This is a genomic window from Catenulispora yoronensis (assembly GCF_039531695.1).
Lineage (GTDB): Bacteria > Actinomycetota > Actinomycetes > Streptomycetales > Catenulisporaceae > Catenulispora > Catenulispora yoronensis.
Window position 1 is genome coordinate 56,388 of the sequence record NZ_BAAAQN010000011.1, and the last position, 26,099, is coordinate 82,486.

The 26,099-nt window shown below is 71.9% G+C and carries 24 protein-coding genes; 17 read left to right on the top strand and 7 right to left on the bottom strand.

The genetic code is table 11. From position 1 onward, the window contains the following. Positions 1–21: 21 nt before the first annotated feature. Complete coding sequence (locus ABD481_RS11955) at positions 22–591, bottom strand: hypothetical protein (RefSeq protein WP_344665662.1); 570 nt, start codon at positions 589–591, stop codon at positions 22–24. 194 nt (positions 592–785) lie between these two features. Between ABD481_RS11955 and ABD481_RS11960 the strand changes: the two genes are divergently transcribed. From ABD481_RS11960 to ABD481_RS12020, 13 genes are all read left to right on the top strand, one after another. Next, complete coding sequence (locus tag ABD481_RS11960) at positions 786–1,679, top strand: tetratricopeptide repeat protein (RefSeq protein ID WP_344665663.1); 894 nt, start codon at positions 786–788, stop codon at positions 1,677–1,679. A gap of 279 nt (positions 1,680–1,958) precedes the next feature. Continuing rightward, positions 1,959–3,170 (top strand): MFS transporter, encoded by a 1,212-nt coding sequence (locus tag ABD481_RS11965; RefSeq protein WP_344665664.1) that lies wholly within the window; start codon positions 1,959–1,961, stop codon positions 3,168–3,170. 48 nt (positions 3,171–3,218) lie between these two features. Beyond that, positions 3,219–3,557 carry an NIPSNAP family protein gene (locus tag ABD481_RS11970; protein ID WP_344665665.1) on the top strand — a complete coding sequence of 113 codons (339 nt, stop codon included), beginning with the start codon at positions 3,219–3,221 and terminating at the stop codon, positions 3,555–3,557. Between the two features lie 90 nt (positions 3,558–3,647). Then, complete coding sequence (locus ABD481_RS11975; RefSeq protein ID WP_344665743.1) at positions 3,648–4,064, top strand: acyl-CoA thioesterase; 417 nt, start codon at positions 3,648–3,650, stop codon at positions 4,062–4,064. A gap of 210 nt (positions 4,065–4,274) precedes the next feature. Next, positions 4,275–4,463, top strand: a complete 189-nt coding sequence (locus ABD481_RS11980) for a chaplin (protein ID WP_344665744.1) — start codon at positions 4,275–4,277, stop codon at positions 4,461–4,463. 220 nt (positions 4,464–4,683) lie between these two features. Beyond that, positions 4,684–5,622 (top strand): chaplin, encoded by a 939-nt coding sequence (locus tag ABD481_RS11985; protein WP_344665666.1) that lies wholly within the window; start codon positions 4,684–4,686, stop codon positions 5,620–5,622. A 223-nt stretch (positions 5,623–5,845) separates the two neighbouring features. Further along, entirely contained in the window at positions 5,846–6,664 is an 819-nt protein-coding gene (locus ABD481_RS11990; RefSeq protein WP_344665667.1) for a rhomboid-like protein, read from the top strand. A gap of 58 nt (positions 6,665–6,722) precedes the next feature. Then, on the top strand, positions 6,723–9,149 hold the full coding sequence (locus ABD481_RS11995) for a transketolase-like TK C-terminal-containing protein (protein WP_344665668.1): 2,427 nt from the start codon (positions 6,723–6,725) through the stop codon (positions 9,147–9,149). A gap of 126 nt (positions 9,150–9,275) precedes the next feature. Next, complete coding sequence (locus tag ABD481_RS12000; protein WP_344665669.1) at positions 9,276–10,112, top strand: enoyl-CoA hydratase/isomerase family protein; 837 nt, start codon at positions 9,276–9,278, stop codon at positions 10,110–10,112. A gap of 85 nt (positions 10,113–10,197) precedes the next feature. Further along, complete coding sequence (locus ABD481_RS12005) at positions 10,198–11,166, top strand: PIG-L deacetylase family protein (RefSeq protein ID WP_344665670.1); 969 nt, start codon at positions 10,198–10,200, stop codon at positions 11,164–11,166. Positions 11,167–11,168: 2 nt separating this feature from the next. Continuing rightward, positions 11,169–12,035, top strand: coding sequence for an SDR family oxidoreductase (locus tag ABD481_RS12010; protein WP_344665671.1), 867 nt, complete (start codon positions 11,169–11,171; stop codon positions 12,033–12,035). A gap of 127 nt (positions 12,036–12,162) precedes the next feature. Beyond that, positions 12,163–12,813 (top strand): hypothetical protein, encoded by a 651-nt coding sequence (locus tag ABD481_RS12015; protein ID WP_344665672.1) that lies wholly within the window; start codon positions 12,163–12,165, stop codon positions 12,811–12,813. Positions 12,814–12,902: 89 nt separating this feature from the next. Next, positions 12,903–13,649 (top strand): uracil-DNA glycosylase, encoded by a 747-nt coding sequence (locus ABD481_RS12020; protein WP_344665673.1) that lies wholly within the window; start codon positions 12,903–12,905, stop codon positions 13,647–13,649. A gap of 152 nt (positions 13,650–13,801) precedes the next feature. Here ABD481_RS12020 and ABD481_RS12025 read toward each other — a convergent pair whose 3' ends face one another. The 3 genes from ABD481_RS12025 to ABD481_RS12035 all read right to left on the bottom strand — a co-directional run bounded on the left by ABD481_RS12025 (position 13,802) and on the right by ABD481_RS12035 (position 17,577). Beyond that, positions 13,802–16,072, bottom strand: coding sequence for an Ig-like domain-containing protein (locus ABD481_RS12025; protein ID WP_344665674.1), 2,271 nt, complete (start codon positions 16,070–16,072; stop codon positions 13,802–13,804). Positions 16,073–16,126: 54 nt separating this feature from the next. Continuing rightward, positions 16,127–17,032, bottom strand: coding sequence for a hypothetical protein (locus tag ABD481_RS12030; protein WP_344665675.1), 906 nt, complete (start codon positions 17,030–17,032; stop codon positions 16,127–16,129). Positions 17,033–17,241: 209 nt separating this feature from the next. Next, on the bottom strand, positions 17,242–17,577 hold the full coding sequence (locus ABD481_RS12035) for a hypothetical protein (RefSeq protein ID WP_344665676.1): 336 nt from the start codon (positions 17,575–17,577) through the stop codon (positions 17,242–17,244). A gap of 512 nt (positions 17,578–18,089) precedes the next feature. Between ABD481_RS12035 and ABD481_RS12040 the strand changes: the two genes are divergently transcribed. Both ABD481_RS12040 and ABD481_RS12045 read left to right on the top strand, forming a co-directional pair. Next, positions 18,090–19,088, top strand: a complete 999-nt coding sequence (locus ABD481_RS12040; protein WP_344665677.1) for a LuxR C-terminal-related transcriptional regulator — start codon at positions 18,090–18,092, stop codon at positions 19,086–19,088. Positions 19,089–19,286: 198 nt separating this feature from the next. Next, positions 19,287–20,330, top strand: coding sequence for a DUF4034 domain-containing protein (locus ABD481_RS12045; RefSeq protein ID WP_344665678.1), 1,044 nt, complete (start codon positions 19,287–19,289; stop codon positions 20,328–20,330). A 65-nt stretch (positions 20,331–20,395) separates the two neighbouring features. On the opposite strand, the gene ABD481_RS12050 is transcribed toward ABD481_RS12045, so the two are convergent. Next, positions 20,396–20,737, bottom strand: coding sequence for a hypothetical protein (locus ABD481_RS12050; protein ID WP_344665679.1), 342 nt, complete (start codon positions 20,735–20,737; stop codon positions 20,396–20,398). A gap of 172 nt (positions 20,738–20,909) precedes the next feature. Then, the gene (locus tag ABD481_RS12055) at positions 20,910–22,082 is read right to left on the bottom strand and encodes a hypothetical protein (protein WP_344665680.1); all 1,173 of its coding nucleotides are present in this window, start codon (positions 22,080–22,082) and stop codon (positions 20,910–20,912) included. A gap of 201 nt (positions 22,083–22,283) precedes the next feature. Here ABD481_RS12055 and ABD481_RS12060 point away from each other — a divergent pair, with 201 nt between their 5' ends. Next, entirely contained in the window at positions 22,284–23,972 is a 1,689-nt protein-coding gene (locus ABD481_RS12060; protein ID WP_344665681.1) for a cation:proton antiporter, read from the top strand. Positions 23,973–24,051: 79 nt separating this feature from the next. On the opposite strand, the gene ABD481_RS12065 is transcribed toward ABD481_RS12060, so the two are convergent. Beyond that, a complete protein-coding gene (locus ABD481_RS12065) occupies positions 24,052–25,473 on the bottom strand; it encodes an MFS transporter (protein WP_344665682.1) in 1,422 nt (473 codons plus the stop codon). A gap of 313 nt (positions 25,474–25,786) precedes the next feature. On the opposite strand from ABD481_RS12065, the gene ABD481_RS12070 reads away from it, so the two are divergent. Further along, the gene (locus ABD481_RS12070) at positions 25,787–26,047 is read left to right on the top strand and encodes a hypothetical protein (RefSeq protein WP_344665683.1); all 261 of its coding nucleotides are present in this window, start codon (positions 25,787–25,789) and stop codon (positions 26,045–26,047) included. The last annotated feature ends 52 nt before the right edge of the window (positions 26,048–26,099 follow it).

Consider the following 26,099-nt stretch of genomic DNA (forward strand, 5'->3'; position numbering starts at 1 on the left):
AAATATGAAACACCACGTCAACTAGGCAACAAGCAGTGCCGGTATGTCGGCGAAGAGGGTGGCCAGCGTCTTCTTGCAGACGCCCCAGTCGTAGATCTGCCCCGCGATCACCGCGGTCCCGGCCACGCCGGTGCCGGTCCCGTCGCGGCGGATCTCGATCGTCAGGGTCCCGCCGAAGGTCTTGCGGTCCGAAGGGATCTCGGCGGTGAGGGCGGCGCCGTCCTCCCGCTGCTCGAAGGCGGTCACCGGCTGCGAGTTGCGGGCCAGCGAGCACAGGATCGCGGCGCTGACATGGCCGATCGGGGCCGTGAATTCCGCACTCTGCGTCTTCTCGGTCTTCAAGCCCAGGCGCAGCCCCGCCCGGCGTCCGCGATCCGCGCCGCGCAGCATGGCCTTCCCGTACGGCCGCGGCATGATGGACGCCGCCCGCGCCAGGAACTCCTCAGCGCTCATGGAACTGCGCGCGTTCTGGACGCAGGCGGCCACCATGGCCTGGACCTCGGGCCGCGCGAACAGCACTTCCGGCCGGTGCTCGGTGGACCAGTCCCCGGATTCCGGCGGGGTGGAGGAAGGAACGGAAGGGGTCGTCATCGCAGCCTCTGGTCGGTCCGGGTTTCCCGAAGTGCCCGCACGGGCGTCGGAATCGTATGCCCGGGCAGGCGTTTCCCGCGACGGTTCGGGACCAATACCCGACGGGACGGCAAAGTGCAGGGCAAGTCCTGGTTGCGCCGTGGGCACGGGCCGCTAGGCTGACGGCTTCGGCAATCGGGATCATGGGGTGGCTCATGGGTGAGGCGCGGCTGACCCGCGAGGAAGCGGTGGCGTTGCTGGAGCGGGGGGAGGCGGCCGCCGAAGCAGAAGACTGGGCCGTGGCCGCGGCCTGCTACGAGGAGTTCCTCGAAGTGTTCCCCGATACCGAGTTCAGCCCCGTGCTGTGGTTCGACGCCGCGCTGTATCACAAGTTCCTGCGGAACTGGGACAAAGCCTACGAGATCGGCAAGCAGGCCGCGGCGCGGGCCGGCGACGGCGAGGGCGAGCCCGCCTACTGGAACCTGGGCATCGCCGCGACGATGGTGCGCGACTGGGAGACCGCGCGGCAGGCGTGGGCCGGCTTCGGCATCACCCTGGCGCCCGGCGAGGGCGAGATCCAGGACGGCTTCGGCATGGCCTGCGTCCGGCTCGACCCCGAGGGCGACGCCGAGGTGGTGTGGGTACGCCGCATCTGCCCGACCCGCGGCCGCGTCCTGTCCGTCCCCTTCACCGACCGCCGCTTCGGCGAGATCGTCGTCCACGACGGCGCCCCCAACGGCGAGCGCCACGTCGGCGAGCACTCCTACCCGGTCTTCGACGAACTCGCACTGTGGCAGCCCTCGGACACACCGACCTGGCGGGCCCAGCTGACAGCCCCCGACGAGGCCGACATGCGCGCCCTCAGCGACGCCTTCAGCGACCACGACCTGGCCATGGAACCGGTCGACAGCCTCAAGTTCCACTGCAAGTGCTGCAGCGAGGGCTCCCTGGAGACCGACACCACCGTACTCACCGGCCTCCGCGACGTCCTGCTGGCCGCACCGGACGAGGCCGCGGCGCGGGAGATCCTGGACACCTGGGCCGACGACGGCCCGCAGCGGGCGTGGCATGCGATCCATGCGAAGGCTGAGACGGAGCTTGGGGAGTAACCAACCCACCGACCAATTCACCAATCAGTCAACGCACCACCCGGTAGCCGGCGAGTAGGTAGGCCAGCGAGTTGATGGGCCAGTGGGTCGGCGGGCCAGTGAGTCGGTGAGCCGACCCACCGCCCGAGTCGCAGCGCACTCCCGTCAACGCACCCCCGTCACCCCTCAAACCCACTAGCGCTCCCTACCACCCCATGTGAGAGCATGCCAGGCGTAGGCGACGCCTGCCCCGAACGCCGCAAGAAGATTCGTTCGGCCGTCCGGACACAAGGAACTCCCTTGGGCTACCTCGCTCTGCTCCGTCTGCCGTTCCTCGCCCGGCTGCTCGCCGGGTCGCTCGTCGGGCGTCTGCCCGGTGGGATGGCGATTCTGATGATTCCGCTGGCGTTGCGGCGTTCCGGTCTGGACTACGGCTTCGTCGGGCTGGCCTCCGGGGCGCTCGCCGTCTCGGCCGCCGTCGGGGGGCCGGTGCTGGGGCGGCTGGTGGACCGGGTCGGGCAGGTCAAGGTCCTGGTTCCGGCGGCTGTCGGTTCCGGGCTCGGGTTCGCGGTTCTCGCGCTGGCGCCTGGTGACCGGGTCGCGGTGCTGGTCGGCGTCGTGCTTGCCGGGGCTGCCGCGCCGCCGTTGGAGCCGTGCATCCGGATCCTGTGGCCCTCGCTGGTGTCCGCCGACAAGTTGGCCTCCGCCTATGCGCTGGACTCGGCCGCGCAGGAGCTGATCTTCGTCTCCGGGCCGTTGGTGGTGGCCGGGTGTGTGGCGTGGGCCTCGCCGGTCGCGGCGTTGTGGCTGGGGGCGGTGCTCGGTGTGGTCGGCGTGTTGGTCGTCGTGACGGCGCGGCCGGTGCGGGAGTGGCGACCGGAGTCGCGGGAGACGCACTGGCTCGGGCCGCTGCGCAGCCCCGGGCTGGTGGTGCTGCTGGCCTCGCTGATCGGTCTCGGTGTCGCCATCGGGACGTTGAACGTGTTCCTGGTCGACTACGCCGAGCACCACCGCTTCCCAGGCGGGGCCGGCACGCTGATGGCGATCAACGCCTTCGGCTCGCTGCTCGGTGCGCTGGCCTACGGCGCGCGCACCTGGCGCGGCTCGCCGCCGAGCCAGCTGCTGTGGCTGCGCGTCGGCCTCGGCGTCTCCTACGCGCTGCTGTTGTTCGTTCCCGCGCCGCCGCTGATGGTGGTGGCCATGGTGCTCTCCGGGGTGTGCTTCGCGCCGTCGCTGACCGTGCTGTTCATGCTCACCGGCGAACTGGCGCCGGCCGGGACCGCCACCGAGGCGTTCGCCTGGCTGATAACGCTGTTCAGCGTCGGCGCCGCGACCGGTTCGGCGATCACCGGATTCGTGGTGGACCACGCGAGCCTGGGCGCGGCGGCCGTGACCGCGGTGGCCGGCGTCGGGTCCGCGGTGCTGATCCAGCTGGCCGGGCAGCGGTTCCTGACCCAGAGCGAGCCGGCCGCCCAAGGAACTCGTCACGGGACGCCGGAGTTGACCATGTGACTGGAGGGACCTGACGACGGGGATGCCGAATGATTACGGGGATGCCGAATGATTCTTGAGATCCGTACCTACCGCCTGCATCCGGGCACGCGCGAGGAGTTCCTGCGCGCGATGACCGAGGAGGCGATCCCGCTGCTGCTCAAGGCGGGTATCGACGTGGTGGCCGCCGGGCCCTCGCTCTACAACGAGGACGCCGACGAGGAGGCGGTGCTGATGCGCGGCTTCGCCTCGCTGGAGCAGCTGGCCGAGCAGCAGGACGCGTTCTACTCCAGCCCGGAGTGGCTGGAGGGGCCGCGCGAGGCGATCGTGGCGCCGATCGTGCAGTACCACTCGATCGTGCTGGACGTGCCGACCGCCGTGGTCGAGGGGCTGCGGAAGCCATACTGAGCTACCGACGGGTAACATGTCAGGGGCGGCCCCCGGGGTCGCCCCTGAACACCTTTTCTGACGAACTCTGACGAACTCATGGAGACGACCATGGTCTTCTCGGTCCCGGTCACCGTCCGCGGCTACGAACTCGACACCCAGGGCCACCTCAACCAGGCCGTCTACCTCCAGTACTCCGAGCACGCCCGCTGGGAGCTGCTGCGCGCCGCCGGCATCCAGCAGAACGAGCTGGTCGAGAGCGGCATCGGCCCGGTGGTGCTGGAGGCCACCATCAAGTACCTGCGCGAGCTCCGCGGCGGCGACGAGGTGCGGGTCACCTGCGAGCCCGGCTGGACCGAGGGCAAGGTCTTCCAGTTCAAGCAGCAGATCATCAAGGACGACGGCACCGTCTGCGCCGAGATCGTGCTGGTCGGCGGCGTGCTGGACCTGAAGGCGCGCAAGCTGGTGCCGAACCCGGCCGCGGCGCTGGCGGCGCTCGCGAGCGACCCGTCGGTGCTGGGGGTCTGAGGAAGTCTCGAAGCCGCGGCACCGACTGTTCCGAAGTCGTACCTTCACCAGATCGGCTGATCGGTGTGGTCCGCGCGTTTCGCCCAGCGAGCACTCGTCGTTTCTCCGGACGAGCGGCACGTGATCGGTGCCGCCGCTACACAGGAGGAAGTACCAGTGCTGAACACCAAGAAGATCGCCGCGCTCGTCGCCGCCACCGGCGGTCTGGTGATGGCCGGGGCCGGCCTGGCCAGCGCCGACTCGACCGCCCACGGTTCCGCCCAGGACTCGCCCGGCGTCGTGTCGGGCAACAACATCCAGGTCCCGGTGCACATCCCGGTGAACCTGTGCGGCAACACCGTGAGCATCATCGGCATTCTGGACCAGGCGCTCGGCAATGCCTGCGTGAACGCGGGCTGACGGTTCGCGCGACGCGCTTCGGGGCGGTTCCGAGGATCCCTGGCGGGTCCTCGGGGCCGCCCCTCGCCGTGTTCTCGAGGATCGACACCTTTCGCGCGGATTTCACTCGAAAGGGCGATTCCGGGTTTAGTCGGAAAAACCTCACGCCGGACGTCTCGTTAGCCGGATAGGTCAATCGGCTCGTCTGACGAAACAACAGGCATACAAGGCAGGGGCTTTCATGCATTCGCAAGTGAAACGGCGTATCGCGTTCGGGATCACCACCGGCGGTCTGCTCGCCGGCGGCGGATTCGGCATCGCGCACGCCGACACGGCCGGCACGGGCTCCGGGGCCACCGGCACGGCCGGCGGCTCACCCGGAGTCCTCTCGGGCAACAGCATCCAGATCCCGGTCGACATCCCGATCAACGTCTGCGGCGTGACGGCGAACGTGGTGGGCCTGCTGAACCCGGCCGCCGGCAACAGCTGCGCGAACTCCGGCGGCGCCGTCGCCACCGGCGGGTCGGCCGCGTCGGACGGATCCGCCGCGTCCGGGGGCTCCACGGCCGTCGGCGGCGCGTTCGGCTCGCCGGGCGTCCTGTCCGGCAACAACGTGCAGGTCCCGGTCGACGTCCCGGCCAACGTCTGCGGCGACAGCGTCAACGTCGTCGGCGTCGGCAACACCGCCGCGCACAACACCTGCGCCAACCACGGCGCTCCGACCTCCGGCGGCGCGGTCGCCGCGGGCGGCAGCGGCAACGGGACCACCGCCGGCGGCTCGCCGGGCCTGTTGTCCGGCAACAGCCTGCAGATCCCGGTCACGGTCCCGGTCAATGCTTGCGGCGACAGCGTCAACGTGATCGGCATCGGCAACACCGCCGCGCACAACAGCTGCGCCAACCACGGCAGTGCCGTCGCCGCGCCCCCGCCGGTGACCACCACCACGGCCGCCCCGCCGCCCGCCGCGCCGCCGTCCACCCCCGTCACCACGACGCCCGGGACCACCGTGCCCCGCACCACCGGCGGCGAGCCGGTCGGCGACGTGGCGCAGCCGGCCGGGGCGACCGGCTCGCTGGCCCACACCGGCGCCGACGGCCTGGCGCTGGCACCGATCGGCGCGGCCATGATCGGCGGCGGCGCGTTCCTGTACCGCAAGTTCAAGCCGAGGGGCTCGCACTGAGCCGGGCCGAGCTGCGCTGCACTGAGCCGCACTGCGCTGCACTGAACTGAACTGAACTGTGCTGCGCTGAACCGCGGGGCGGGGATCCGAACCAAGGATCCCCGCCCCGCCGTCGTCTTGTCGGGAAGTTCTCACACACGGACGCCGCATTTCATTGGCTCCTCAGAGAGAGAACGCACAGTCGTGGGCATACAGGTAGAGCAGACGCCGACAGGAGAACCCATTGAGGACCGGCTGGATCGAGCTCGCCGCCATCCCGGCGGCGCTGTTGGTCGTGTACCTGATGCGCACCAACAGCTGGGCCAGCGACCACGTCCGCCAGGCCTGGAGCTGGCTCAAGGCGTGGGCCCGGCTGGCCCCGTTCACCACGGCGCTGTGGCTGCTGGTGGCGGTGCACGCCTGGATGCTCATCGGCCTGCCGCCCAAGCTGCGCGACGCGGTCCTGCTCACCCACTCCACCACCCTGTCCCACCTCAAGCACGAGCCGCTGACCGTGCTGTTCGGCTCGGCGATGTGGACCGACGTGGACGAACTGCTGTTCATGACCTTCACCGCGGTGATCTACCTGGCGCCGCTGGAGCGCTGGATCGGCACCTGGCGCACGCTGCTGGCGTTCCTGGCCGGGCACATCGGCGCCACCGTGCTGATCGCGCTGTGGATCGAGGAGACGGTGCTGATCACCCCGGAGCAGGACCGGGTCTACGCCCGCACCATCGACGTCGGCATCAGCTACGGCGCCTACGCCTGCGCGGCCCTGCTGGCCTACCGGCTGCGCTGGCCCTTCCGGGTGTCGGTGTGGGCGCTGATGCTGGCCTACCTGCTCTACCAGGCCTCGCTCACCGACTTCGACGCCGCGGTCGACTACACCTCGCTGGGCCACCTCGTCGCCTTCGCCATCGGCCTGCTGCTGTGGCCGCTGACCAGGACCGACCGCGCCCGGGCCCGGGTCCACGACCCGTGGATCAAGATCCCCGCCGCGACCTCGGCGTTTTCCGGGGCGCAGCGCCCGGCCGATAATGAGAGCACGAGCCTGGCGCGGTGATCCCGCAGAGCCTGGCGCGCGACAACGACGTCCGCCCCTGAACCGCGAGGGATGCGCCATGCCCGCCGCCGATACCAGAACCGACGAATCCGCCGGAACCGCTGTTCGGGGCAACGTCGCCCCGCCCGTCAACGCCCCGGACACCGGCGTCCCAGGCACCGCCGCCCCCGACCTCGCCGCTCTCGACGAGATCCAGCGCCGCGTGCTGTGGCTGGCCACCCGGATCGTCGACGCCGCCAACCACGACCGCGCCACCGGCGACGGGGTCAAGGTCGGCGGCCACCAGGCCTCCTCGGCCTCGCTGGTCACCGCGATGACCGCGCTCTACTTCAGCCACCTCGGCCCGGACGACAAGGTGTCGGTCAAGCCGCACGCCTCGCCGGTGTTCCACGCCATCCAGTACCTGCTCGGCGACCTGGACGGCTCCTACCTCACCCGGCTGCGGGCCTTCGGCGGCCTCCAGTCCTACCCCAGCCGCACCAAGGACCCGGACCGCGTCGACTTCTCCACCGGCTCGGTCGGCCTGGGGCCGGCCGCGCCGCTGTTCGCCGCCGCCGCGCGCCGCTACGTCGACGCCCACTTCGGGGCCCGGCCGCGCTCCCGCTTCGTCGCGCTGCTCGGCGACGCCGAGCTCGACGAGGGCAACGTCTGGGAGGCCATCGCCGACCCGGCCTGCGCGGGCCTGGGCGAGGTGATGTGGATCGTCGACTTCAACCGGCAGTCGCTGGACCGGGTCGTGCCCGGCATCCGCGAGGGCCAGCTGCGGCGGCAGTTCGAGGCCGCCGGGTGGCACGTCGTCGAGGTCAAGTACGGCCACCGGCTCCAGGCCGTGTTCGGCCGGCCCGGCGGCCCGGCGCTGAAGGCCTGGATCGACGGCATGTCGAACGAGCGCTACCAGTCGCTGTTCGGCCTGGCCGGCCCGGAGCTGCGCGCCCGGTTCCTGGAGGGCGCCTCCATCGAGGTGGGCGCGGTGCTCTCGGTGGTCCCGGACGAGGACCTCGGCGCGCTGCTCACCGACCTCGGCGGCCACGACCTGGAGGCGATGCTCGCCGCCTACGCCGAGTGCGACCGCGTCGCCGACCGGCCCTCGGTGGTGTTCGCCTACACCGTCAAGGGCTGGGGCCTGCCGATCGCCGGCAACCCGCGCAACCACTCCGCGCTGCTGAGCACCGAGCAGGTCGCCGCGCTGCGCGCCGCGCAGGGGCTGACCGAGGCCACCGAGTGGGACCGGATCGCCCCGGACACCGGCGCCGGGCGCCTGGTCGCCGCGCGCGCCGCGGCCCTGAAGCGCCCGCAGCCCACCGCCCACGCCCCGATCCCGGTGCCGGTGCAGGTCGAGACCCGCTCGCCGAACAAGCCGACCTCGACCCAGGAGGCGTTCGGGCGCCTGGTCTCCGGGCTGGCCCGCACCCCCGAGGTGGCGCGGCACCTGGTCACCACCGCCCCGGACGTGGCGACGTCCACGAACCTGGCCGGGTTCATCAACAAGTTCGGCGTGTTCGCGCCCAGCGAGGTGCAGAACTTCACCGCCGCCGACTCCCCGGTGCGCTGGACCGAGTCCCCGGCCGGGCAGCACATCGAGCTGGGCATCTCCGAGATGAACCTGTTCCTGCTGCTCGGGCAGCTCGGCCTGGCCTGGGACCTGTCGGACCAGCCGCTGCTGCCGATCGGGACCGTCTACGACCCCTTCGTCTGCCGCGGCCTGGACGCCTTCATCTACGGCACCTACTCCGGCGCGCGCTTCCTGATCGCCGGCACGCCCTCGGGCGTCACGCTGGCCCCGGAGGGCGGCGCGCACCAGTCGACGATCACCGCCTCGATCGGCCTGGAGCTGCCGAACGTGGTGTTCTCCGAGCCCGCCTACACCCGCACCCTGGACTGGATCCTGTGCGACGCGCTGGCGCGGATGGGCCGCGGGGAGGCCGGATCCTCGGCCTACCTGCGCCTCACCACGCGGCCGCTGGACCAGGCGCCGTTCGAGGCGGCGCTGGCGCGGGTGGGGGAGGAGCGGCTGCGCGAGCAGGTGCTGGCCGGCGGGTACCGGCTGCACGTCGCCTCCGAGCTGGAGAACGCCGGGGCGCCGGTGGTGCACCTGGCGGCGTCCGGGGCGGTGCTGCCGGAGGTGCTGGCCGCCGCCGAGGAGCTGGCGGCGGAGGGCGTGGCGGCGCACGTGGTCGACGTGACGTCGCTGGACCGGCTCTACACCGGGTGGCGCCGCTCGTTGCAGCAGGACTACCGGACGGCCTCCGGGCCGCGGCGGCCGTCGGTGCTCAAGGAGCTGTTCCCGGGCCGGGCGCCGATCGTGACGGTGCACGACGCGGCCTCGCACGCCATGGCGTGGCTGGGGTCGGCGGTCGGGGTGCCGGCGGTGCCGCTGGGGGTGGACTCGTTCGGGCAGTCCGGGGCGGTCGCGGACCTGTATGAGCAGCACGACCTGGTGCCGGGGGCGATTGTGAACGCTGCTTTGGCGGCATTGGCCTTGTAGCGGGTAGCGGGTAGCGGGTAGCGGATGGCAGCGGACGGCTGCCGACCGCCGGGGAGTTCCGACGCGGGACTTCCCGGCGGAGCCCGCCGCCGGTAATCTGACGCAGCGTCAGATTGGGGTGGGCCGATGTTCCGCACAGAACCGCTGACCGCGGAGAAGGACTGGCAGCTGCGGCTGGAGGCCGCCGACCAGGACGGCGTCGCCACGCTGGTGCTCGACCGGCCCGAGAAGCTGAACGCCTGGAGCTGGGAGGCGTCCCGGCAGCTGGCGCGGCTGACGGCGCGGGTGCGCTTCGACGAGCGGATCCGGGTGCTGGTGGTGCGCGGCGAGGGCCGGTCGTTCTGCGCGGGCGTCGACCTGGGGCTGCCCGAGGACCGCATCACCGGCCGCTCCGCCGCCGAGCGCGCGCGCAACTTCGCCGAGGGCCTGCGCTGGGTCCACGAGCAGTTCCGCGCCTTCGCGACCCTGCCGCAGCCGGTCATCGGCGCCGTGCAGGGGTACTGCCTCGGCTTCGGCTTCGAACTGGCGCTGATGTGCGACATCCGCGTGGCCGCCACCGACGCGGTGTTCGCCCTGCCGAAGGCGCAGATCGGCATGGCGATCGACGCCGGCGGCGAGATGCGCCTGGCCCGCGATGCCGGCAGCGGCTGGGCCAAGCTGCTGGCGCTGACCGGGCGCCGCGTCGACGCCGAGACCGCGGCCCGCATCGGCGTGGTGCAGGCCCTGACCAGCCCGGCGGACCTCCTGCCGGCGGCCCGCGACCTGGCCCGCGAGATCGCCGCGAACGCGCCGCTGGCGGTGCAGGCGATCAAGCGCTCGATCGACGCGTTCGCCGACCGCGGGCTCGCGGAGGCGATGGGACAGGCCGCGCTGTTCGCCGCGAACACGTTCATCTCCGAGGACGCGCCGCTCGGATACGCGGCGAAGGCACGGCGGAGCGCGGCGGAGTTCGAGGGGAAGTGAGACCGGCGACGTGAGACTGAGACTGAGGCTGAGACTGAGACCGAGACCCCGCAACCGCTCCGCGTCCCGCCGACGTCCTCCGGACATGTCGAGCGACACCTCCGCCAAGACTGTCATCGCCTTCCACGCCCACCCCGACGACGAGGTCCTCGTCACCGGCGGCACCCTCGCCCGGCTCGCGGCCGAGGGGCACCGGACCGTGGTCGTCGTGGCCTGCGACGGCGCGATGGGCGACGCGCGGGAGCCGGGCGCGCTGGGCCGCCTCGACGAGCTGCGCGCCAGCGCCCGCGTGCTCGGCGTGGCGCGGGTCGAACACCTCGGATACGCCGACAGCGGCCACGGACCGCTGCTGTATCCGGACCCGCCGGACCGGGTGCGCTTCGTCCGCGCCCCGCTGGAGGAGGCAGCCGGCCGGCTGGCGGCGATCATCCGCGAGGAGCACGCCGACCTGCTGCTCAGCTACGACCCGAACGGCGGTTACGGGCACCGCGATCACGTGCGCGTGCACGAGGTAGGGGCGCGCGCGGCGGAGCTGACCGGGGTGCGGGTGCTGGAGGGGACGGTGCCACGCGAGCCGATCGTGCGGCTCGGCAAGGTGTTGCAGGCGATGCGGATCCTGCGACGCTACGACTTCTCCGACCCCTCATGGTTCGGCAGCCCGCGCGCGACGATCACGCACCGCGTCGACGTGCGCGCATACGCGGCTACCAAGCAGGCCGCACTCGCGCAGCACCACTCGCAGATGGGCAACGGGCGCGGCAGCAAGCTGCATCGGGTTATGACCCTCCTTCCGGTGCCGCTCTATGCGCGGCTGGCGGGGAGGGAATGGTACGTCGAGCGCGCAACGCCCGCCGGTGCGGGAGCAGACGACGATTCGGTGGTCGAAACGGCGCCCGATCCTGCTTACGGCCCTGCGCGTGAGGCAACGCCCGACGCCGCGCTCCCCGGCCCGGGCTCCGCCGCCGCGCTGCCCAGCCCAGGCTCTGCCGACGCTGCACCCGGCCCGGACACCGACCGCTCCGATTCCGCGCCACCTCCCATCCCCCAGGAGTAGCCATGCCCCCCGGCCTGCCCGAACCCCCGCCGCCCGGCACTCCGATGCTGCCGCGCGACACCTTCGCCGGTGTCACCGTCCTGGTCACCGGTGGCGGAACCGGGCTCGGGCGGGCGATGGCCGCGGAGTTCGCCCGCTGCGGTGCCGCCGTCGGTATCGCCAGTCGTGATGCCGGGCACCGGGAGCGCGGGGTGGCCGCGGTGCGGGAGGCCGGGGGCGAGGCGGTCGGCGTGCCCTGCGACGTGCGCGACGCCGACGCCGTCCGGAGCGCCTTCGACGCCGTCGAGAGCGTGCTCGGCCCGGTCGGCGTGCTGGTCAACAATGCCGCCGCGAACTTCCCGGTGGCCGCCGCCGACCTGTCGCCGAACGGCTGGCGCGCGGTCACCGACATCGTCCTGGACGGCACGTTCCTGTGCTCCCGCGAACTCCACCGCCGCTGCACCGCCCGGCGCGCGCCGGCCGCCATCCTCAACATCCTGGCCACCCAGGCCTTCACCGGCGGCCCCGGTATGGCGCACGCCGCCGCGGCGAAGGCCGGCGTCGGGAACCTGACCAAGTCGCTGGCCGTGGAGTGGGCCCCCGACGGCATCCGCGTCAACGCCCTCGCGCCGGGCCTGTTCCCGCACGACGAGATGCGCGGCGACCTCAAAGCCCTGCGCACCGACCCGTCCGAGGACGCGCGCCGCCAGCCCGCCCTGCGCACCGGCCGCCGCCACGAGATCGGCTGGGCCGCCACCTACCTGTGCTCCCCGTTCGCCGCCTTCCTCACCGGCCACACCCTGGTCGTCGACGGCGGCAACCACCTGCGGCGCGACTTCGTCATGCCGCCGGTGACGCCGATCGGCGAGCAGCTCCCGAAGCGGGGATGAGGGAAGTCGGATCGACTCCGCCCGGTAGCCGGTCCCGCACGATGCTCAGTGTGAACGTCGGCGGCACAGGGAAGCAGCAGAAGAGAGGCTCGAACCGACCATCGCACCCGGTTTTGTGGGGGGATGCATGGCACTCTCGGATTGGCTGCAATCGATCTCTCTGCTGGCCGTCGCAGGCGCGCTCATCATCACTGTTCGCCAGGCACGCGAGATGGCTTCTCAGACGCGCTCGATGTCCAAATCCCTCGAACAGAGTTCGTACCGGCGTCTGATAGCCGCCAACACTTCTCAGCGCAGCGTCTACCTCAAGGACGATCCGGACCTTCTGGCATGGCACCTGGGGTCGCGCGGCTATCCCGAGGGCAACTACGAGCAGAACAAGCAGACGCTGTGGCTGCTGGTCAGGCTGGACCAGCACGAGGAGAACTACCTTGAGAACCTGCGAGGGATGTTTCCAGACGGCGTGTGGGCGCCGTGGGTGGAGGTCATGCGAGCGGACTTCGCGGTCCCGGAGTTTCCGGCGGTCTGGTCGAACGCGCGCAGGTTCTTCTCTCCACAGTTCATTACCTTCATCGACGACCTTGTCCAAGGTCTGCATCCGCTCCCCGTCGAAAGCGCGGAGCGTTCTCAACACGTAGCGATTCCCCGGCCAGCACCTGCCGCCCTGGTCGCGGGCGAGATCGCGGGCGCGGAGAAGGGCGAGGGCGCGGGGGAGGCCACGACCGAGGTCGAACAGCGCGATGTCGCCGCCGAAGGCGACCAAGCAGAACTGGCGTGAAACCGGCGTGAGCTGGCGTGAACCGGCGTGCATCGACCGGCGGCGGCTCCCGAAGCGCGAGCCCCGTCCACCGCCGGTAAGTTGCCGCTGTGGAACTCCCGAGCGAGATCGCCCCGGCCGCGCCCGCCCTCGCCGTCCTCGACCGCGAGCTGTCCTCCTGCCGTGCCTGCCCGCGCCTGGTGGCCTGGCGCGAGGAGGTCGGGAGCGTGAAGCGGAAGTCCTTCGCCGATCAGACCTACTGGGCCCGCCCCGTCCCCGGCTTCGGCCCGCCCGACGCCGCGCTGCTCATCGTCGGCCTCGCCCCGGCCGCCCATGGCGGCAACCGCACCGGCCGCATGTTCACCGGCGACCGCTCCGGCGACATCCTCGTCGCCACCCTGCACGACCTCGGCCTGGCGAACCAGGCCACGTCGGTCTCCGCCGACGACGGCCTCGACCTGCGCGGCGTCCGCTTCACCGCGCCGGTCCACTGCGCGCCGCCGGACAACAAGCCCACCCCGGCCGAGCGGGACACCTGCCGCCCCTGGCTGGTCCGCGAACTCGAACTCACCCGGCCCACCGTGCGCTCGATGGTGGTGCTCGGCGCGTTCGGCTGGCAGGCCCTGTTCCCGGCGATCGCGGCCGCCGGCTGCTGGCACGTCCCCAAACCGCGACCGGCGTTCGGCCACGGCGTCCGCGCCGACCTCGCCGCCGCCGACGGCGGACCCGACCTGGCAGTGTTCGGCTGCTATCACGTCAGCCAGCAGAACACCTTCACCGGCCGCCTGACCCCGGCGATGCTGCGCGACGTGCTCGGGACCGCCGCCGTCGCGGCCGGGCTGCCGGTGGCAAGCTGACCGAAACCTGTGCCGCTACGGGCCATCCTGTGCCGCCACGGGCAATCCTGTGCCGCACGCGAGCCCCGGAACAACGCCGCGTGGCGCGGCTTCCGGGCGGAAGCCGCGCCACGCGGGCGGGTCAGGGCAATGCGGGGTCAGACAATGCCGGGTCAGACGATGCCGAGGACGTCGGGGTCGGCGGGGTCGCCGGTGATGATGGTGCCGGTGCCGTGGGCGAGCCACAGGTTGCCGCCGCCGTTCCAGGCGACTTCCCAGGAGCCGTCGGTGCGGGTGATGATCGAGGGGCTGGTGCCGGCGGCGACGCCGAGGACGTCGGGGTCGGCGGGCTGGCCGACGATCGCGGTGTCGCCGGTGATCTGGGCCAGCCAGAGGCTGCCGCTCGCGTTCTGGGTGTCGGAGCCGTGCCAGGCCGCCTGGACGTCGCCGTTGCTCAGTGCGGTCAGCGCGGGGTTGGTGCCGGGGGCCATGCCGAGGACGTCGGGGTCCGCGGGCTGGCCGTTGATGATGGTGCCGGTGCCGTGGGCGAGCCAGAGGTTGCCGCCGCCGTTCCAGGCGACTTCCCAGGAGCCGTCAGTACGCGTGGTGATCGAGGGGCTGGTGCCGGCGGCCACGCCCAGAGCGTCGGGGTCGGCGGGCTGGCCGACGATCGTGGTGTCGCCGGTGATCTGGGCCAGCCAGAGGCTGCCGTTCGCGTTCTGGGTGTCCGAGCCGTGCCAGGCTGCCTGGACGCCGCCGTTGGTCAGCGCGGTCAGCGCCGGGCTGGTGCCGGGGGCCACACCCAGGGAGTAGGGGGCGGCGGGCTGGCCGGAGATGTTGGTGCCGGTGCCGTGGGCGAGCCACAGGCTGCCGCCGCCGTTCCAGGCGACTTCCCAGGAGCCGTCGGCGCGGGTGACGATCGAGGGGCTCGTACCCGGCGTCACCCCGAGGACGTCGGGATCCCCCACCGCGGTGATGGTGGTCCCGGTCCCGGTCGCGATCCACAGGCTGCCGCCCGGGTTCTGGGTGTCGGTGCCGTGCCAGGCCGCGACCCAGCTGCCGTCCGGCTTCGAGGCCATCGAGACCGACGTTCCGGGGGCGACGCCGAGGACGTCGGGGTCCGCGGGCTGGCCGTTGATGATGGCGTCACCGGAGCCCTGGGCCACCCACATGCTGCCGTCGGCGTTCTGCGTGTCGGCGCCGTGCCAGCCGACCTGCCAGCCGCCGGAGGGCAGCGCGGTCAGCGCCGGGCTGGTGCCGCCGACGACGATCGAGACCGGGGCGGAGGTCGTCGAGATGCTGCCGCCGGCGGTGGTCGCGGTGGCCTGGGCGGTGATCGTGTGCGTGCCCTTCGAAAGGCGTGTCGTGTCCAGCGGGAAGGAGTACGGCGCGCTCGTCAGGGCTCCGCCGGTGAGGGTCCCGTCGACGAGGTAGGCGACGCTGAGCGAGGCACCCGGGGTGGTGTCCGAGGCCGAGGCGGTCAGCGTGGTCACCCCCGAGACGAGCGATCCGGACGCCGGGCCGGTGACGCCGACCTGCGGTGCCGTCGGAGAGTTGGAGACGGTGAAGCTGACCGGGCCGTAGGTGTGGTTCTGGCCGTCGATCTCGTTGGCCGTCGCGGCGATGGTGTAGGTGCCGTTGGCCAGGCCGGCGGTGTTCCAGGGCTGGGCGTAGTTGTTGGCTCCGCTGCCGCCGGCGATCGTGGCGGAGTAGCCGCTCGGGCCGGTGATCGTGTAGCTCAGCGAGTTGATGACGCCCTGGGCGCTGGCTATGGCGGTCAGGCTCACCGCGCCGGAGACCGTCTTGCCGGAGGCCGGCGAGCTGTTCAGGTCGACGGCGACGTTGAAGCCGCCCGGTACGGTCGCGGTGTTCTGGACGTTCTTGTAGCGCAGGGCGACGTAGTTGGAGGTCGGCCAGCCCTCCAACGAGGTGGAGTAGATATTGGCGGAGGTGGGGCCGTGGGTGGGGTCGGTCGGCTGGGATTCGGCGTAGTAGGTGAAGTCACCGTTGGCCTTGTTGGTCCAGGCGTTGAACAGGAATATGTGGTGGTGCGGCATGGCCATGCCGTCGCCGGTCTGGAGGTTGGTGAAGGCCCCGACGGCGGTGTCGTAGGTGCTGTTCGGGGAGCCGTCGGAGTTGGTGAAGGCCGGGCCGCCGTCCGTGACGACCAGGCTGGTGCCCAGGTGCCAGGCCATCGACACGTAGCCGGCGCAGTCCTCGCGGTAGTTGGTGCCCTGGGGGTCCGCGGTGAAGCCGTACTGGCTGTAGGGGACGTGGTTGTTCACCCAGAACTGGGCCCGGGACATCATCTCGCTCGGGGTGATCGGTCCGCCGATCGAACTGGTGGCGTGTGCCGCGGGGGCCAGGGTGAGCAGTCCGGCGGCGACGCCGGCGGCGGTCAGGGCGGCGGCGCTCAGGCGGCGCGAACGCGTGTTCTTCTTCATTTCGGGCTCCGTGATCGTTGTCAGTGGACTCAGGGGCTGTCGGGTTCGGCAGGTTCAGGAAGTGGAGTGGTCGGCGAGCATGGTCAAGACGGCGGAGTCGCCGGCGGTGTCGTAGCGGTGAGCGGGGTCGGCGCCGAGTTCGGTGAAGGCGGCGATGATGATCGTGGTGTCGTGGCGGACGAGGTAGTAGTGGTTGATCTGCGCGCCGCCCAGGGAGGCCCCGGGCACGCCGGTCCAGGTGCGGGACCAGGCCAGGCCGTGCGCGGTGGTGGCGGTCGCGGCGACGGTCGCGTCGACCGGGACCCCGGCGCCTTGCTGGACGTCCCGACTGGTCTGCTGGCAGCCGTTCAGGCCGGCGGCGATCGCCGCGTAGGCCTGGGCGGCGGTGGCGGCATCGGCGAAGCCGAAGATGTCCTCCTGCGCCGGGGTCTTCTGAGCACTGATGTAGCCCTGCTCGTGCCAAGCCGTGGCGCCGACGACCTTCGCGCACTCGCCCAGACCCACGGTTCGGCTGGGCGGCAGTGTCATCGCCACCAGGGCGCCCATCGGCTGCCAGGCCGCGACCGCGGCGTTCGGCAGACTGGCCGGAGGAACGGGCGCAGGAGGAGGCGGAGCCTGAGTCGGGGCCTGAGCCGGAGGGGGAGCCGGAGCCGTGGAAGTGGTGTGGGTGGCCGGTGGCGCGACCTTCGCGGTCGGCGGTGCGGGATGCGAAGCCGGCGATGTGGTGGTCGGGGCGGCGGTCGCGGTGGCGGCCGCCTGCGTCGGGGTACCGGTGGCGGTCGCTGCTGCCGGGGCTCCCTGGCTGCTTGCCGAGGATGTCGACGACGCGGACGTCGTCGAGGACGGATTCGCGGCCGGACCGGCCGAGCGCGGGTCGGCGTCATGGCCGCACGCCGCGAGGGCGGCGATCGTGAGCAGCGAGGCGGTGGCAAGGCGGATCGTCGAAGGCTTTCCGGGCATGGCGGAGGGCTCCTTGGTTCAAAATCAGCGAAGACGCGGCCGACAAGGCGGCGGTCGGCGGTTGGAGGCCGATGGTCGGCGGTCGGCGGTCTCGGGTGTGATGCGCGCCGAGGCTGCTCAAGGCGCGGAGTCGGACAGCGGCACAGCTGACGGGTCGCTCGCACGCCGACGCGGCTTCCCGGCACGACAGGCGGTTTCCGGCTGCTTCGTCACTGGTCAGGTCTGGTCGGCGAAATCTGTGGCCTGCGGCGCGCTGATGCGCTGGAGATCCGTAAGCGGGCGACAGTCCAGTTGTTCAATGCGGGTGCGGCGTGAACCGCCTGTTGGCATATACGCAGTGCGCGCTCGGCGACGTCGGTGTCGGCCGGGAGCAGGAACAATCCGATGACGTAGTCGCGGGGATCGGGTCCAGTTCGGACGCTGATGTGCTGGAGGCCGTCGGCCGGAGTGGCGTTGGCCCACAGGATGTCGGTGAGGACTTGGGGGCTGATCGGCGTCCTGGCCTGTGGCGTGGGCGCGGTCAGGACGACCAGGACGAGTTCCATGACGGGTCTGTCGGCTCGGTCGGCTCTGTCAGCTCTGTCAGCTCTGTCGGCTCAGCAGGCCATGCACGGGGTGGCGTCCAGCGCCACGACCGTCTGCGTCTTCGCGGCGGCACGGTGCCCGCGACACCGGTCGCGGTGGCGGTGGCGGTGCCACCGAGGATGAACAGGGCGGCGAGGGCGAGGGCGCGGACGGTTTTCGACATGGGACTGGCTCCAATCGGCACGGCGGGGGTGATCGTTCGCGGGTGCGGGGTGGACTGTTCCGGCCCGGCTCCGCGGTGTCGGCCGGTCCGTCCCGGCCCCACATGTAAGAGTTTCGCCGCAGGTCAGGGGGTGCGAACAGAGGTTTGGACCTTCATAAAAGGGCCTGGCCGTTTTATGACAGCGATCACGCAGGTGCCGATGATCGGGTCCCGGCACGAACCTGTCATCTGATCTTGCCGACGGCGAACCGGTATGCGAATCTCAGTACACTGAGACATAGCGTCTTCGGGCACGGGGGGTTGGGCACAATGCTGGACACTGTCGGGGTCGGTACCAACGCGCAGACCGTATACACCGCCATGCAGCAGCGGCCCCGCGCCGACGTCGCGGCCTTGGCCGTGCTGGCGGGCCTGAGCGAGGACCAGGTGCGCGAAGCCTTGGACGAGCTGGTCGCCCTGGAGCTGCTCCGTGCCTCCCGCGAATACGACGGCGAGTTCGTACCCGTGCCGCTGGCCATCGCGCTGCCGATGCTGGTGCGCCGCCAGGAAGAGGAGCTGGCCGCCCGGCAGCGCGCGATCGCCGACGCCCGCGCCACCGCGACCCGCCTGATCGCCGAGCAGATCGCACCCCGCTCCGACACGCGGGTGATCCCCGGCACGGTCGCCACCGAGCATCTGCTCGGCGCCGACGCCATCCAGAACCGGCTGGACGCGATGGTGGCCGGCGCCACCACCGAGGTGATGTCGCTGGTGCCCGGCAACGCGGTGCCCGAAGACGTTCTGGTGGCCGCCAAAGCCGCCGACACCGTCACCCTGGGCCGCGGCATCGCCTGCCACATCGTCTACCAGGACGCGATCCGCAACCACCCGCCCACGCTGGCCTACGGTCTGTGGCTCGCCGAGCACGGGGCCCAGGTCCGCACCACCGCCGTCGGACCCCAGCGGCTGCTCATCGCCGACCGGGCCGCCGCCGTCGTCCCCATCGACCCCGACCAGCCCTGGGGCGGACGCGTCCACACCACCGATCCCGGCATCGTCGCCCAGCTCGTCGCCCTGTTCGAACAGATCTGGGCCGGCGCCGCGCCCCTGGACGCCCCCCGCCCCGTCGAATCCGCCACCGGCCTGACCAGCACCGAGCGCGCCATCCTGCACATGCTGGCCGGCGGCGCCACCGACGAGGCCGTCGCCAAGAAGCTGGGTGTCTCCGGCCGCACCGTCCGCCGCATCATGGCCGACCTCATGGACCGTCTCGACGCCGAATCCCGCTTCGAAGCCGGCATCAAGGCCGCCAAGAACGGATGGCTGTAGCCGAGGAACGGTCACCAGGCGTGCGGGAAGCCGGCCCGCGGACGGCACCTCGGTCGTCCAGCCGAAGTTTGTCAGTATGCTGCGCCGCTTCGCTCCCGAACATTAAGCTCCTGGTCAGGGCTTCATGCACCCGCTATTGGCAAAGTGTCGCGATTGCGCATCGGATGGAATCGCGCCGTTCTAAGGGGACAGACAAAGTTGGTCGGGTACAGCCTCCGGAAGCCGTTGAAGACGGTGTCCTACACCCCGCACAAGTACGGCCTCGTCCCGGACCGCATGGTCGTCAAGGACCACGCCCACGCCGATCCCGAGCTGGCGGCGGCCCTGGACGGGTGCCGCGTCGGCGACTGGAAGCCGGCGATGGAAGCGCTCGTGAAGGTGGGCAAGGACTGGGACCGTCGCGGGCTCTACGTTTTCGAGCTCGGCTTCGCCGCGGCCCGCGGACCCCGGTGGCTGGACTTCTGGCGCCAGGCCGAGCCGTCGTCCGCCGATGCCGCCGTGGTCTACGCGCAGTCGATGGTGACCAGGGCGTGGGACGCGCGGGGCGGCTACTCCGCCTCGCTCACGAGCCGCCACCAGTTCGAGTCCTTCCACAAGATCTTGCGGGTCTGCGTCGGCTTCGCGCTGAAGGCGACGGAACTGGTGCCCGAGGACCCGACGCCGTGGACGACGTTGGTGACGGCGGCGCGCGGCCTTCAGTACTCGAACCTCGACTTCGAGCCGGTCTGGCAGGAACTGCTGATCCGCGACGCGCTGAACCGGCGCGCCCACGTCCAGGCGCTCCAGTACTGGCAGCCGAAGTGGTACGGATCGCGCGAACTGGCCGACACCTTCGTCGAGGAGACCGCGATCCGGGCGCCCGGATCGGCGCTGGCGTTCCAGCTGCGCATCGAGAACCAGATGGAGATCTGGCTGGACCGCGAGCGCAGGGGCGGCCGCGAGGCGTTCTTCCGCCGGGGTCCCGGCCGCGCGCCGCTGACCAAGGCGCTCGACGAGTACTGGGACGGGACCGTCCCGACCGCCCGGGGCCAGGGGGCGGGCGACGGCAACCGGCTGGCCTGGGCGCTCACGACCGTCGGCCGGTGGGACGAGGCCTGCGAGGTGTGGAAGGAGATCGGCGGCTGCCTGATCGACAGCTCGCCGTGGCTGTATGTGCGGGATCCCGCCGCCGTCTTCGTCGAGCTGCGGCGCGAGGCCTTCGTGAGGGCGTCCGTGCGGGCGGGGCGGAGGCCCGAGTCCTGAGTGCCTGAGTGCCTGAGTACCTGAGTGCCTGAGACTCGGGACCCCGGCCCCGCCGCCCCGGGTGCTCACGGCAGATACGGACCGCCCAGGCACTTCGAGGAGTAGGTCGCCGAAATGCTCCCCGACGCGTCGTGCACCGTGACCTGGACCGTCACCGAGCCGTTGGGAATGCAGCTCTCCGAGAAGTACAGGTGCTCGAAAGGCCCGCAGACGCCGTTCCAGCACGCCGAATAGTTGCCGTAGCCGCCGGTCGGATACACCTGGCAGGACACCGTGCTGCCGCCGATCGGCGCGCAGCCGGAACCCGGGCCCAGCGCCAACGGCGGGTAGGCCGACGCCGGGCCGATCCCGAACGCGGTCAGGGCGGCGGTGGTTCCCAGCACGGACAGCGCAGTACGCACTCGCATAGATCACCCCAGGTGGGACGGTGGGAACGCGGTCGGACCGACCGCGCCACCGACCTACCCAGAACGCTGATTCACTACACCGGCGGCCCGGCGCTCCACGAAGCGCCGGGCCGCCGGCTCACCGGGCCGCCGCCCCAGCCGGCGGCGGATCGGACGGATCGGTCGCCTCCGATCAGCCGTTCGGATCGGTCAACGCCAGATTCCGGCTCGCGGTCCCGGCCGCGCCGGTCTGCGAGCCGACCGCGAACAGCGTGGTCCCGACCGACGTCACGGCGGTCAGGTCGCCGCGCGAGGAGCCGGTCGGCGTCGGCTGGACCGTGGTGGTCGTCCCGTCCGACCGCATCGAGACGGTGGCCAGCGACTGGTCGCCGACGAACCAGGCGTCGTGGGCGGCGACCGCGGTCACGCCCTTGAGCACGACGCTGGCGCCGCTGATCGCCGGGGTCGGCACAATGCTCACCGAGGTGCCGTCCCAGTGCTCGGCCAGCGGGTGGCCGCCGAGCGCGCCGACGGCCCAGACATCGGTTGCCGAGGCCGCGGACACGGCGTTGAGCGTGACGTTGAGTCCGGCCGTGGTGGCCGGGACCGGCAGCGACTGCCAGGTTCCGCCGAGGAGCCGCTCGATGTACGCGCGCCGGGACACCCCTTCGGGCTTCACCGGCGTCTGCACCGCGCCGACTGCCCAGACCGCGCCGTCCGGGGTGGTGGTGACGCCGGTCAGCAGCGCGGTCGCGCCGGCGGGCAGCGCCGCGCCGGTAACCACGGACCACGCTGTGCCGTTCCAGTGCTCGATGATCGGCTGCGACTCGTTGACGCCGTCCTGGCCGACCGCCCACACGTCGTCGGCGGCCCGCGCGGCGACCGCGTTGAGGCGGTTGCTGACGCCGGTGTTCGGGCTCGGCACGATCGTCCAGGCGGTCCCGTCGTAGTGCTCGATCAGCGTGGTCTGCGCCGCGCCGGCGGTGGACTCCGCGCCGCCGACCGCCCAGACGTCGGTCGGCGACAGCGCGGCCACCCCGTTGAGCACGTCGAAGAAGTCCGGGCTCGGCGTGGGCATCAGGGTCCAGGCGGTCCCGTTCCAGCGCTGGATCGTGGCCTGGATGCCCGATCCGCTCGGGGCGAAGCCGCCGACCGCGAAGCCGTCGGAGGCGCCGAGCATGGCCACGCCGTGGAGCACGTTGTCGGCCGCGGTGCCGGCGTCGGCGCTGGGCACGACCGTCCACGGCGTGGTGGCGGCGGACGCGGTGGAGGCGAGCAGCGCGGCGGCGGTCACGGTGGCGGTAATGGCGGTAATGGCGGCGGCGGCGAAGGCTCGGCCGCGTCGGATCGCAGCGATGTATGTCATGCCCATGGATACCTGCGAGGGTTACCATTCGCGGGCTCGCGGCGGCGGCGGCCGGGAACCGGTTCGGCCAGCTCAGCGCCCCGGGCTCGCGCGCCGCAGGCCGCGGACGGCTCGGTGACAACCCCGAATCCGGCGCCCCCCGAATCACCCCAGCGCGTGGTGACCAGGCCGCACGGCCACGAACCGCCAAGATGGCGATCGATGGAACTGACACTCATCGCCGTCGCCGGCGTCATCAGCATCGTGGCGGTGGCCGCGTTCTCCGAGCGGCTCGGCCTGGCCGCGCCGCTGGGCCTGGTGATCGTCGGCATCGGCCTCAGCTTCGTGCCCGGCGTGCCGCGCATCGACGTCGCGCCCGAGGTGGTGCTCACCGGCGTGCTGCCGCCGCTGCTCTACGCGGCGGCGGTCAACATGCCCGCCACCGACTTCCGGCGGAACATCAAGTCGATCAGCGGCCTGGCGGTGCTGCTGGTCGCCGGGACCACGCTCGGCGCGGGCTGGCTGTTCCACGCGCTGCTGCCGGGCATCGGCTGGCCGACGGCCTTCGCGCTCGGCGCGGTCGTCAGCCCCACCGACGCGGTCGCGGCCACGGCGGTGGGCCGCCGCCTGGGCCTGCCGTCCCGGCTGCTGGCCGTGCTGGAGGGCGAGGGCCTGGTCAACGACGCCTCGGCGCTGGTGCTGCTGCGCTCGGCGGTGGCGGCCATCGCCGGTTCGGTGTCGATGGGCGGCCTGGTCTGGGACTTCGTCAAGGCCGTGGGGATCGCCGTGGCGGTCGGGCTGGTCGTCGGCTATGTCAACGTCCGGATCCGCGGGCTGCTGCACGACGGCGTCCTCAACACCGCGATCTCGTTCGTGGTGCCGTTCATCGCCTTCCTGCCCGCCGAGGAGCTGCGCGCCTCCGGCGTGCTGTCGGTCGTGGTCGCCGGCCTGGTGAGCGGCGAGCTGAGTCCCCGGTTCGTGCGCGCGACGGACCGGATGACCGAGCGGATGAACTGGCGCACCCTGGCCTTCCTGCTGGAGAGCGCCATCTTCTTGCTCATGGGCCTGGGTCTGCGCTCCCTGATCGACGACGTTCGCGAGGAGCACCTGTCGCCGTGGACCGGCCTGGGCGTCGGCCTGGCCGCGTCGGCCGCCGTGATCGTCCTGCGCATCGGCTTCGTGGCGCCGCTGATCGGGGTGCTGCACAAGGACCGCCGCCGGGCCGAGCAGGCCAAGCCGCGCGTGGAGCGGATAAAGTCGCGGATCGACGAGCACGACCTGACCGAGCGGTTCAGCCCCCGCCAGGCCGACCGCATCACCAGGCGGGTGGGGCGGGTCGCGGCCGACATCGAGTTCGAACTCAACGAGGCGCTGGGCTGGCGCGGCGGCGTGGTCCTGGCCTGGTCCGGCATGCGCGGCGCGATCACGGTCGCGGCGGCCGAGACGCTCCCGGTGGACGTGGCGCAACGGCCGCAGCTGGTCCTGGTCGCCACCGTCGTCGCGATCACGACCCTGCTGGTCAACGGCCTGACGCTGCCGCTGGTGATCCGCGCGGTGCGGATCCCCGGCGACGACCAGGACCGGATCCGCGCCGAGTACACCGAGCTGATGGCCGTCCTCACCGCCGCCGGCCAGGACTACCTCGACGATCCGGGGCTGGACGCCGATCCCCAGGTCGTCGCCGAGATCCGCGAGCGGTTCGGGCAGCCGCCGCGCGACGCGGACCAGGCGGCGCGGGACGAGCTGCGCGACGAGTACCTGCGCGTGACCCTCGGCGTCCTGGAGGCCGAGCAGCAACGGCTGTTCCGGGCCCGCTCCGAAGGCGGCTACAGCTCGCGGACCCTGTCCGGCCTCCAGCGGCGGCTGGACATCCAGACCGCGACGATGCAGCGGATCGGCGACTCCGAATAGTCCTCAGCCTGCATAGTCACCACCCGGACAACCCGCACCCGGACAACCCGCATCCGGACAACCCGCACCCGGATCGCTCCTACCCCGCGTTGGCCGGGACCGGGGTCCGGGCCCGGCGCACCCGCGCCCCGGCGTCGGGGTGCATGCGCAGCGCCACGCCGGTCACGCACAGGGACACCAGGGCCAGCATGAAGAAGGCGACGCGGTAGGCGGTCCCGGCGTCCGGCGTGCCGGGCAGCAGCCGGCCGAGCGGGCCGCCGGCCCGCAGCGCGATGGTGCTCACGGCGATGGCCAGGCCGGCCGAGACCTGGAAGCTGGTGGCGCTGATCGAGTTGGCGTCGCGCATCTGCTCCGGCGCCACGTCGCTGAACGCGACGGTGCTGAACGCGGTCAGGGCCACCGAGCGGGCGATGCCGCTGACCAGCACCAGCGCCGCGGTCAGGACGATCGGCGTGTGCGCGGTGAACAGGCCCGCGGCGGCCGTGGCGGCGGCCATGACCAGCGTGGCGGCGACCAGCACCGGCCGGAAGCCGAACCGGTTGAGCAGCGGGGTGGTGGCCGGCTTGATGCCGATGTTGCCGACGAAGATGAACAGCACCACCGCGCCGGACTTCACCGCGCTCCAGCCGAAGACGTTCTGGAACAGCAGCGGGAGCAGGAACGGGCCGGCGCCGACCACCAGCCAGAACAGCGAGCCGCCGGTGACCGAGGCCCGCAGCGTCGGCACCCGCAGGACCCTGATGTCGAGCAGGGGAGCCGGCGCGCGCAGCAGGTGCCGGATCGCGGCGGCGAGCACAGCGGCCGAGACCAGCGCGGTCACGGTGGCGGGCGTCCAGGCGATGTCGGCGTCGGAGAACAGGTGGGCGGCGTAGGTGAGGCCGCCGAGCCCGGCGCAGGTCAGCACGACGCCGAGGCGGTCCAACGGCGGCGGGCTCTGGCGCGGCGTGGCGTCGACGACCCGCCAGGCGATGCCGAAGGCGACGACACCCAGCGGGAGGTTGATCAGGAACAGCCAGGGCCAGGAGGCATAGGTGGTGATGAACCCGCCGGCCAGCGGCGCCACCACCGGCGCCATCAGGCCGGGCCACACGATGTAGGCCATGAGCCGCATCAGGTCGGTCTTCTCCGCCCCGGCCAGGACGATCAGCCGGCCGACCGGCACCATCATCGCCCCGCCGAGGCCTTGCAGGACCCGCATGGCTATCAGCACCGGCAACGTCGTGCTGAGAGCGCAGCCCAGCGAGGCCAGGGTGAAGATGGCGATCGCGGCCAGGAATACCGGCCGCGTGCCCCAGCGCTGCGTGAGCCAGCCGCTCAACGGGATCAGCGCGGCCAGCGCGATCAGGAACGAGGTGATCACCAGCCCGATCGCCGCCGAGCCGACCTGCAGCGACCGGGCCATCTGCGGCGCGGCGGTCGTGACGATGGTGCCGTCGAGCATCTCCATGAAGAAGCACCCGGCGACGAGCAGAGCTTTGTTGCGATGCGGTCGGTCGATCATGTCGCTCCTCGTTCGATCCGGGCGGGCGCCGCCGCGGGTTCGGAGTTAGAGTAGACGCAACGGTGCGTCTACTCAAGCGAGCCGGGGGAGTACCTCGGCCGGGAGGGGAGTGGGAGTCGGGGGAGTCGGGACGTCCCGCGCCGTTCGCGGGCCGTCCGGAATCGTATCGGGACGGCAGACCTCTGTCGCGGGACGGCCGGCTGCCGGCGGCCTCGCTTCGCAGTTCAGAGCGCCTTCTGTGTCAAGACCCGTTTCATCGCCGCGGTCTCGGGCACGCGGGGCCCAGCGACGAACTCGCGGAGGAGGAACCACCATGTCCACCATCCTTGTGGCCGAAGACACCGTCCCGCCGGTGCCGCTGCCTCCGGGCCATCCCGACGGACCCGAACCGCAGCCGCCGACGCCGGGGCCGCCCCCGGTCCCGAATCCGATTCCGCCGCCGACTCCGACTCCGGTCCCGCCGAATCCCGACCGGCCGGTGCCGTTCCCGGACCCTGAGCCGCCGAGACCCGGACCGGTGCCGACGCCGTCGCCCACTCCGGAGCCGCTGCCCGGCGTCGGCCTGGGGTCGTAGCCCCGTAGCCCGGCCCGACGCCCGGCCCGCTATCACAACGTTGATTACCATG